Source organism: Ruminococcus sp. AM31-15AC (assembly GCF_003462045.1).
GTDB classification, from domain to species: domain Bacteria; phylum Bacillota; class Clostridia; order Oscillospirales; family Ruminococcaceae; genus Hominimerdicola; species Hominimerdicola aceti.
Genome location: NZ_QTYG01000036.1, coordinates 22,521 through 28,520, shown reverse-complemented (window position 1 = coordinate 28,520; position 6,000 = coordinate 22,521). Strand labels below are relative to the sequence as shown.

The 6,000-nt window shown below is 41.9% G+C and carries 4 protein-coding genes, 4 tRNA genes and 1 pseudogene; all 9 read right to left on the bottom strand.

What is annotated here, in order from left to right:
• Positions 1 to 169: 169 nt before the first annotated feature.
• Positions 170 to 243: transfer RNA gene (locus tag DW793_RS10390), tRNA-Cys, on the bottom strand.
• A 4-nt stretch (positions 244 to 247) separates the two neighbouring features.
• Positions 248 to 323: transfer RNA gene (locus DW793_RS10385), tRNA-Gly, on the bottom strand.
• A gap of 61 nt (positions 324 to 384) precedes the next feature.
• Positions 385 to 461 (bottom strand) — tRNA-Asp (locus DW793_RS10380).
• Between the two features lie 26 nt (positions 462 to 487).
• Positions 488 to 563 (bottom strand) — tRNA-Val (locus DW793_RS10375).
• A 162-nt stretch (positions 564 to 725) separates the two neighbouring features.
• Positions 726 to 1,595, bottom strand: coding sequence for an Hsp33 family molecular chaperone HslO (gene hslO, locus DW793_RS10370; protein ID WP_117925176.1), 870 nt, complete (start codon positions 1,593 to 1,595; stop codon positions 726 to 728).
• 4 nt (positions 1,596 to 1,599) lie between these two features.
• A complete protein-coding gene (locus tag DW793_RS10365; protein ID WP_118158003.1) occupies positions 1,600 to 2,352 on the bottom strand; it encodes a class I SAM-dependent DNA methyltransferase in 753 nt (250 codons plus the stop codon).
• Positions 2,352 to 2,653 (bottom strand): annotated as a pseudogene (locus DW793_RS10360) (YerC/YecD family TrpR-related protein). Before DW793_RS10360 ends, DW793_RS10365 begins: the two are co-directional and overlap by 1 nt.
• Before the next feature lie 111 nt (positions 2,654 to 2,764).
• A complete protein-coding gene (gene yihA / locus DW793_RS10355) occupies positions 2,765 to 3,487 on the bottom strand; it encodes a ribosome biogenesis GTP-binding protein YihA/YsxC (RefSeq protein WP_117904244.1) in 723 nt (240 codons plus the stop codon).
• A gap of 12 nt (positions 3,488 to 3,499) precedes the next feature.
• Positions 3,500 to 5,911 carry an endopeptidase La gene (lon, locus tag DW793_RS10350; protein WP_118158001.1) on the bottom strand — a complete coding sequence of 804 codons (2,412 nt, stop codon included), beginning with the start codon at positions 5,909 to 5,911 and terminating at the stop codon, positions 3,500 to 3,502.
• Positions 5,912 to 6,000 lie beyond the last annotated feature (89 nt).

Here is a 6,000-nt window from a genome sequence, read left to right as displayed (position 1 = left end):
TTTTTACACTTTATTTCCCTTTTCTTATCTCTTTTTGTCCATTTTGCTTTGCTCCTTTGTTCTTTTGATACAAAAAGTGACAGCTGTGCGTCGCTCAGTTGTCACTTTGGATTGCTTATTATATTTAGACAAAAAAATAAACTCACAGAACAGAAGCTCTGTGAGTCATTGGAGGCGCCACCCAGATTTGAACTGGGGATCAAGGTGTTGCAGACCTATGCCTTACCACTTGGCTATAGCGCCATATTGGAGCGGATTACGAGGCTCGAACTCGCTACCTCCACCTTGGCAAGGTGGCGCTCTACCAGATGAGCTAAATCCGCATTTTGTGGTATCTACAATATTATATGCAAGATACCGAAACCTGATACATAAAGAATGTATTGGCGACCGGAATGGGGCTCGAACCCACGACCTCTAGCGTGACAGGCTAGCGTTCTAACCAGCTGAACTACCCGGCCATATGAGCGGACTTTATAAGTCCGCTTGGTGGGAACAACAGGGCTCGAACCTGTGACCCTCTGCTTGTAAGGCAGATGCTCTCCCAGCTGAGCTATGCTCCCATTAGCTGTCGTTTTGAGTTGTATCTCTCAGCGACGATATTTATTATACACTATCCAAAGCCATTTGTCAAGAGTTTTTTGAAATTTCTCAAAAAAAGTTTAAGTCCACAAACGCTTTATTATCGGGCATTTGAATAGTGTACATAAAATATTCATTAAATATTATTCTTTTATTAACCCTAAAATCTCCTCAGGGGTAAAGTGATATTTCTTATCACAGAAGTGACACTCAACATCAGTACCACCATCTTTAGAAAGATCTTCAAGTTCTGCCCTGCCCAAAGATATAAGAGCATTCTCTACTCTTTCCCTTGAACAATCGCAACGATAATTAACCTCAAAATCATCAAGAACGTTCGGCTCAAGTCCCTCCAAAGCTTTCATAGCAATATCCTCTGTTGTCATGCCGCTGCTTATAAGCTTTGTTACAGACTCCATTCCGTTTATATTCTTCTCTATCTGATCTATAGCTGACTCAGGTGCAAACGGCAAAAGCTGAATAAGAAATCCACCTGCACAATTCACTGTCAGATCTGGATTTACAAGTACGCCAAGAGCGCAGACGCTTGGCACCTGCTCACTGACAGCAAGATAGTTGGTTATATCCTCTGCTATTTCGCCTGAAACAATAGGCACTTGTCCGCAGTACGGCTCTTTAAGTCCCATGTCCTTGACCACACTAAGCGTACCATTAGAGCCTACAGCCCCTCTGACATCAAGCTTGCCTTTATCGTTAAGCGGCAGTTCCACCACTGGATTTTGTACATACGCCTTAACATTTCCCATGCTGTCAGAAACGCATATAAGCGCACCTGTAGGACCATCACCGTCCATTTTTACAGTAATAGAATCATCTTTGCCTTTAAGTCCAAATCCCATGAGCGAAGTGCCCATAGCAAGTCTGCCAAGTGCCGCCGTGACCACAGCGGAAGTTTTATGTATCTCCTCAATGCGTGAAACAATATCCTTTCCGTCGATAGCACTGCACACAACGGAAGCGTCTTTACTTATAACTCTAACTATTCTACCCATAAAATCACCCTCTGTTTATTCTCCTGCACACATAAAGAACTCTCTGCGTTTTATCATTAACTGGAGAGTCCTCAAATCCGTCATACTTTCCTATAAGCTCAAAATCATTTGACTTTACAAGCTCGCTCAAAAACTCGTCCGTATATATCCTCTCTGTGAAATCCTCACTAAAACGACAATAAGAGCCGTCCTCCTGCTCCTCAAAGAAGTCAAGATATATGCTCACGCTGTCATCATCATTAAGCTCATTCTGCCATGCACAGAAAAGCCCATCAAGATCATAGCAGAATGCATTGTCTGCAAGGATCACTCGGTGCTTGTACACAGTATTTACATCAAATATGAAAAGTCCACCATCGCAGGTAAATTTTGATACACACTCAAAAGTCTTTCTGACAGCTTCCTCATTTTCAAGGTGATTTATGCTGTCAAGAACACAAACAACAGCATCAACTGCGCCATACAGATCAAGCTCAGTCATATCCTGCATAAGATACTGTATGTTCAGACCGTTTTCATAGCGCTTATCCATGGCTTCTTCAAGCATTTGATCCGACAGATCAACGCCTACCACATCATAATCAAGACGTGCAAGTGCTTCACTGAGCGAACCTGTGCCGCAGGCAAGATCCAAAACTACCTCATGCTCTGAACTGTATCGTTTTATAAGTTCATGACACCGTGCCGCAATTTTTCCGTAATCGACATTCTCTGTAAGCTTATCATAGTAACAGGCAAATCTGCCGTATCCGCTCATTACTTATCTTCCTTCTTATCCAATCTGTCAAAAACGATATTATATCCGCCTGAGCCGTCATAAGAAAGCGAGCGGTTTACACGGCTTATAGTTGCCGTTGAAGCACCTGTTTCGTTTACTATATCGCTGTAAACATGATCCTTTGTAAGCATTTTTGCAACCTGAAAACGCTGTGAAAGTGCTTTCAGCTCAGGTATAGTGCAAAGATCTTTAAAAACAGCCTGCATTCCTCGACAGTTTCAAGACAAAGCACTGCTTCATAAAGATCGTCTAAATTTTTGATCTCAAGTTTCTCTTTCATGAAAAAAATCTCCTTTACGTTTCATGGTGTAAAGTGTTAAACCATAAATATATTTTAACACAAGTCATGAAAAATGTAAAGGAGAATTATGAATTTTTTATTTACTTACTCTTAATTTTTTCTTCTATTAGGCGTTAGAAAACCGCCGAATGACTTCGGCTCATCAGAAATATCCTCTTTATCATCGTAATATTCCTCTTCTTCGTCCTCTGTATCGCTTTCTAGTTTCTCTGGTGGCGTTATCTCAGCTCCCTCGGATATATCGTCGATTATCTCTCTCAGCTCTTCTACGCCCTCTCCTGTGATCGCAGAGAACTCCACACAGGTGATGTCCTCAAAGCATGGTATCTCTGTCTTGAAAGCTTCCATACGTGCTTTTCTGGCGTTAGGCTTAAGCTTATCCGCCTTGGTGAACACGATTATAAATGGTATCTCAGCGTCAATAAGATAATTTATCATCATCAGATCGTCTTTGCTCGGCGGATGACGCATATCCACAAGCTGAAAAACAAGTGCAAGCTGTCTGCTGCCGTCGTCAAGATAGCCTCCTATAAGACTGCCCCACTGCCTTTTCTCGGACTTTGATACGCTGGCATAGCCATATCCGGGCAGATCAACGATATAGATATTCTCCACAGAAAAGAAGTTTATTGTAACAGTTTTACCCGGCATAGAGCTAACTCTCGCCAAGTTTTTTCTGTTAAGAAGCTTGTTTATCAGCGACGACTTTCCCACATTCGACCTTCCGGAAAAGGCAAATTCAAGTCTATCAGACTTGGGTATCTGCGAGAATTTTCCAAAGGAAGTATAAAATTCTGCTTTGTTATAATTCATAGGCGGCCCTTTCTATACCGTTAATTTTTTTCGCTCCGGCTCGTTCTTGCTTAGGAGTTCAAGCGGAACATTATTTTTGCTGTTTGGAACAAGTGCAACGTCAAGCACATCCTGAATAGTCTTTGCGAACACGAACTCGCAACAAAGCTTTACTGTATCGTCAACGTCATCAAGATCGCCCTTATTAGCGAAAGGCACAATAATAGTCTTGACCCCCGCCTTGTATGCAGCCATAGTCTTTTCACGGAGACCGCCTATAGGCAGTACTTTGCCGCTAAGAGTTATCTCACCTGTCATAGCAACGTCACTGCGTACTTTTATATTACCCAATGCAGAGATAATGCCCGTTATCATGGTAACACCTGCAGATGGACCGTCCTTAGGCACAGCACCCTCGGGAGCGTGTATATGCAAATCTTTTTTCTCGTAAAAGTCTTTATCGATGCCATATTTGTCAGCAACGCTCCTGCAATAGCTTACGGCAATCTTTGCAGACTCCTTCATAACGTCGCCAAGTGAGCCTGTAAGCTCTATTCTGCCCTTTCCGTCAAGTACAAGGACTTCCAAAGGCATGACAACTCCGCCCACTGACGTCCATGCCAGACCATTTACAGAGCCAACAGCATCTTTATCTGATACAACATCAGGGAGATATTTCTCATGGCCAAGATATTTTTCAAGATTATCCGCCTTGAAAGTAACTTTCTTAACACCGTCTTCAACTATCTCCTTAGCAGCCTTTCGGCAAAGCGAGCCTATCTGTCTTTCAAGATTTCTCACGCCAGCCTCTCTTGTGTAGCTGTCTATAAGCTTATAGATAGCATCATTGCAGATGCGTATCTGAGATGCTTTAAGACCGTTCTTACCTTCCTGCTTTTTAATAAGATGTTCCTTTGCAATATGGAACTTCTCCTCCCTAGTATAGCTAGACAACTCTATGACCTCCATACGGTCGAGAAGAGGTGCTTGAACGGTATCGAGAGTATTTGCAGTTGTAATAAACAGCACATCACTTAGATCAAACGGCACTTCAATATAGTGATCTCTGAAAGCATTGTTCTGCTCGCTGTCAAGAACCTCAAGCATAGCAGACGATGGATCGCCTCTGAAATCATTGCTCATCTTGTCTATCTCGTCAAGAAGAACAACAGGATTTTTACTTCCTGCAAGCTTCATGGCATTCATTATTCTTCCTGGCATTGCACCAACATACGTCTTTCTGTGACCTCTGATATCACTTTCGTCCTTAACACCACCCAATGAGACCCTTACAAAGTTTCGATTAAGTGCTCTAGCGACAGACTTTGCCACTGAAGTTTTACCAACGCCTGGAGGACCAACAAGACAGAGGATCTGCCCCTTGACATCAGGAGTAAGCGCTCTTACAGCAAGATTTTCAAGTATTCTATCCTTGACCTTTGCCATGCCATAGTGATCCTTGTCAAGTATCTGTTTAGCCTTTTTAACGTCTGTCCTATCCTTTGTGACAGCATTCCACGGCAATGCAAGCACTGTGTCGAGATAATTTCTCAGCACAACACCCTCCTGTGACATCATACCCATCTTGGAAAGCTTCCTGACCTCGCCCATAAGCTTATCACGAACTTCTTCGGACAATATAAGTGAATCTATCCTATGTGTGTACTCATCGATCTCATTTACATCTGAGCCGTCTTCATTTTCACCCAACTCATTCTGTAACGCCTTGATCTGCTCACGAATATAGTATTCGCGCTGACTTTCTTCTATCTGAGAATGGACCTGACTATGTATCCTTCTTTCAAGAGATAAAACATTGGTCTCTCGTGAAAGTATAGTGATCATAAGAATTAGCTTATCTAAAACAGATGGAGCTTCAAGAAGCGACTGTCTGTCAGTAAAAGCTAATGGAATATTAAATGCCAAACTTTCAAAAAGTTGAACAGGCGTTTTAGAACCGAGTATCTGGGCATAAAGCTCTTCAGGCATTTTAGGAACCACCTGAACATACTCTTCAAACTCATCTAAGACCGAACGAAAAACAGCAAGTTGTTCGTCATCGTCAAGCCTATCCTTTGAATAATTTGGTACAAGTCTTACATCAGCTTCATAGCAATCATCATACTGATAAAACTCAGCAAGTCTCGCTTTACGCAGACCTTCTACATAGCATCTGTATATTCCATCAGGTGCTTTAACGATCTGTCTTACCTTTGCTACAGTACCCACCTTGAACATATCCTTTTTTTCAGGCATTTCAAGATAAACGTCTTTTTGCGCGCAAAGAAAAACAAGTCGATCGCCGTCCATGGCATTTTTCATGCTCTTTATAGTTCTTGGTCTGCCAACATCAAAATGCATAGACATTCCAGGAAAAACTACCAGATCTCTCGTTGGAACACACGGCATAATATTATTTATTTTAACATCAGTTTTATCTTTCATAGTTGCTCCATTTCCTTACAGCTCTACAAATACTGTAATGCTTTGTTATACAGCTTTAGTATATAATATCACATTTATGATACATTTGC

Bases quoted from the DNA above. Each gene is read 5' to 3' on its own strand.
- hslO (WP_117925176.1), bottom strand. From the start codon at position 1,595: ATGGGTAGAATAGTTAGAGTTATAAGTAAAGACGCTTCCGTTGTGTGC.
- DW793_RS10365 (WP_118158003.1), bottom strand. From the start codon at position 2,352: ATGAGCGGATACGGCAGATTTGCCTGTTACTATGATAAGCTTACAGAG.
- lon (WP_118158001.1), bottom strand. From the start codon at position 5,911: ATGAAAGATAAAACTGATGTTAAAATAAATAATATTATGCCGTGTGTT.
- yihA (WP_117904244.1), bottom strand. From the start codon at position 3,487: ATGAATTATAACAAAGCAGAATTTTATACTTCCTTTGGAAAATTCTCG.